This is a genomic window from Streptomyces sp. NPDC085866 (genome assembly GCF_044541035.1).
GTDB lineage: Bacteria > Actinomycetota > Actinomycetes > Streptomycetales > Streptomycetaceae > Streptomyces.
Genome location: NZ_JBITSQ010000012.1, coordinates 338,288 through 341,458, shown reverse-complemented (window position 1 = coordinate 341,458; position 3,171 = coordinate 338,288). Strand labels below are relative to the sequence as shown.

Annotated in this window: 3 protein-coding genes; 1 reads left to right on the top strand and 2 read right to left on the bottom strand. The window is 70.2% G+C overall.

All coding sequences use genetic code 11. From position 1 onward, the window contains the following. Positions 1-314, bottom strand: a 314-nt coding sequence (locus ACIF83_RS30545) for a cbb3-type cytochrome c oxidase subunit I (RefSeq protein ID WP_398881475.1), incomplete at its 3' end; no start/stop codon positions are given. Continuing rightward, positions 311-1,270 carry a cytochrome c oxidase subunit II gene (gene coxB, locus ACIF83_RS30540; RefSeq protein WP_393466230.1) on the bottom strand — a complete coding sequence of 320 codons (960 nt, stop codon included), beginning with the start codon at positions 1,268-1,270 and terminating at the stop codon, positions 311-313. The genes coxB and ACIF83_RS30545, both read right to left, overlap by 4 nt. A gap of 363 nt (positions 1,271-1,633) precedes the next feature. On the opposite strand from coxB, the gene ACIF83_RS30535 reads away from it, so the two are divergent. Then, positions 1,634-3,016, top strand: coding sequence for a cysteine desulfurase/sulfurtransferase TusA family protein (locus tag ACIF83_RS30535; RefSeq protein ID WP_399731685.1), 1,383 nt, complete (start codon positions 1,634-1,636; stop codon positions 3,014-3,016). The last annotated feature ends 155 nt before the right edge of the window (positions 3,017-3,171 follow it).

The following is a 3,171-nucleotide window of genomic DNA, read 5'->3' as shown; positions in this document are numbered from 1 at the left end:
CCGGCGAACAGCGGCGTCGCGAACATCAGCAGCATGATCGTGCCGTGCATCGTGAACGCCTGGTTGAACTGCTCGTTCGACATGATCTGCAGACCCGGACGGGCGAGCTCGGCGCGCATGAGCAGCGCCATCACGCCGCCGATCAGGAAGAACGCGAAGGACGTGACCAGATACAGCGTTCCGATGGTCTTGTGGTCGGTGGTGGTGAGCCACTTGACCACGACGTTGCCGGGCTGCTTGCGCCTGACCGGCAGCTCGTTCTCGTAAGAGTCCTCAGCTGCCGCGGCACCCTGGGGTTCGTTGAGGATGCTCACAGGTTGTTCGTCTCCCGGTTCTTCTCGTGCGGCGTCTGCGCGATGCCGGCGGGAATGTAACCGGTCTGCCCCTTCTTGGCGAGGTCCTTGAGGTGCTGCTCGTAGCGCTGGGGGGAGACGACCTTCACGTTGAACAGCATCCGGGAGTGGTCGACGCCGCAGAGCTCGGCGCACTTGCCCAGGAAAGTGCCCTGATGGTTGGGAACCACCTGGAAGGCGTTGGTGTGGCCCGGGATCACGTCCTGCTTCATCAGGAACGGCACCACCCAGAAGGAGTGGATGACGTCACGCGAGGTGAGGATGAAGCGGACCGTCTTGCCCTCGGGAAGCCAGAGGGTCGGGCCGGGGTTGCCGGTCTGAGGGTTCTTCGTGCCCGGCGTACCGACGTCGTAGACACCGCCGGCGTTCGCCGGGAACTCCTTGCGGAACCGGTCCGGAATCGCGAGCAGTTCCTTGGACGTCTTGGCGTTGCCGGGGGAACCGGGAACGTCCGCGATGTAGTTGAAGCCCCAGCTCCACTGGAAGCCGACCACGTTGACCGTGACGTCGGGCTTCTTGTCGAGGCTGAGGAGCTTCGTCTCGTCCCGGGCCGTGAAGTAGAACAGCACCGAGATGATGATGATCGGGACCACCGTGTACAGGGCCTCGATCGGCATGTTGTACCGGGTCTGCGGAGGTACCTCGACCTTGGTGCGGCTGCGCCGGTGGAAGATGGCACTCCACAGGATCAGGCCCCACACCAGCACACCGGTGGCCAGCGCGGCCGCCCAGGAGCCCTGCCACAGGGAGAGGATCCGCGGAGCCTCTTCCGTGACCGGGGTGGGCATGCCAAGGCGGGGGAAGTCCTTGTATGTGCAACCGGTTGCGGTCGCCAGGACCAGGCCCGCGGTCAGTGCCTGCAGCAGCTTCCGCCGCATCGGGCGCCGCGGCGAGCGGTCGGAGCCGTTGGGACTCACGTAGCGCCTTCCCGAGAGTCTCGCCCGCGCTGTTCGGCTGCGGCCTTCTCGCTGGTCGGTCGCCGCCCTGCGTCGGGCAGGGGTTTGGATGTTTATGCGGACCAAACCCTAGCCGACGCTCTCCGAGGGTTCGCGGGGAGGGTGGCATACGCGCCGCCGGTCACTCCTTAAGGGTGGGATTGGGCGCCTAATAGCTCGGGTTGTCGCGGTTTGGTGGGCGGGTGCGGGGCGCGTTGTGGCTGGTCGCTCCCCTACTCTCGGCCTCGCTCGAGCGGGGGGGACCCCCATCGCGGCGGAGCCGCATATCGGCACGGCCCGCGCCCCTTGAGGTCGGCTGCTCCACCGAAGATTTACCGTTGCCGTGTGTCCTACTTCGACGCTGCCTCCGCTGCTCCCCTCCATCCCGTTGCCCGTCAGGCGCTGTTGGCCTCTTTGGACGAAGGGTGGGCCGATCCTGCTCGGTTGTACCGGGAGGGACGCAGGGCGCGGATGTTGCTCGACGCGGCTCGGGAGGCGGCGGCCGAGGCGGTGGGGTGCCGGGCGGACGAGGCGGTGTTCACGCCGTCCGGGACACGGGCCGTACACACCGGTGTCGCGGGGGCGTTGGCCGGGCGGCGGCGGGTGGGACGTCACCTGATCGTGTCCGCCGTCGAACACTCCTCGGTACTCCATTCGGCTGAGGCGTTCGAGGCGGAGGGCGGCTCGGTGAGCACGGTGGCCGTCGATCGGGCGGGAGCCGTCGCTGCGTCGGGCTTCGCGGCCGCGCTCCGCCAGGACACCGCGCTGGCCTGTCTGCAGTCGGCCAACCATGAGGTCGGGACGGTGCAGCCGGTGGCCGAGGTGGCCGAGGTGTGCCGGGCGGCGGGAGTGCCGCTGCTCGTGGATGCCGCCCAGTCGCTGGGGTGGGGACCGGTCGAGGGTGACTGGTCACTGCTGGCGGCGAGCGCCCACAAGTGGGGCGGGCCCTCGGGCGTGGGGCTGCTCGTCGTGAAGAAGGGGGTGCGGTTCGCGCCGCAAGCTCCCGTGGACGAGCGCGAGTCGGGTCGCGCCGCCGGGTTCGAGAACCTCCCTGCCATCGTCGCGGCCGCGGCCTCCCTGCGTGCGGTACGGGCGGAGGCGGCCCAGGAAGCGGTACGACTGCGGGAGCTGACGGAGCGGATCCGGCTGCGGGTGCCGCAGCTGGTGCCGGACGTCGAGGTGGTCGGCGATCCGGAACGGCGGCTGCCGGGGATCGTCACCTTCTCCTGTCTCTATGTCGATGGAGAGGCCCTGCTGCACGAGTTGGACCGGGAGGGTTTCTCCGTCTCGTCCGGCTCGTCCTGCACGAGCAGCACGCTGACGCCCAGCCATGTGCTGAAGGCGATGGGGGTGCTGAGCGAGGGCAACGTGCGGGTGTCGCTGCCGTCGGGGGTGGCCGAGGAGGACGTGGAGCGGTTCCTGGCGGTGCTGCCGGGAGCCGTGGCCGGGGTGCGGGAGAAGCTGGGGGCGCCCGCTCCGGCGACCGTGGCCGTGGTCCGGGCGGAGGAACTGGTCGTCGACTCCCTCGGCAAGCGGTGCCCGATCCCGGTCATCGAGCTGGCCAAGGTGATCGGGGATGTGCCGGTGGGCGGGACCGTGCGGGTGCTGTCGGATGACGAGGCGGCCCGGTTGGACATTCCCGCGTGGTGCGAGATGCGGGGACAGGAGTACGTGGGCGAGGAGCCGGCGGAGCGGGGGACGGCGTACGTGGTGCGCCGAGTGAGCTGAGGGGGTCGAGGGGGGCAGGGCCCCCCTCGAAGGGGCGCGGGGCTGTGTCGACAGCCCCGCGCCGCGATGGGGGTGCCCCCCCCCCCCCCCCCCCCCCCGGGGGGCGCCCCCGGGGGGGGGGGGGCCCCCCCCCCCCCCCCCCCCCCCCCCCCGAG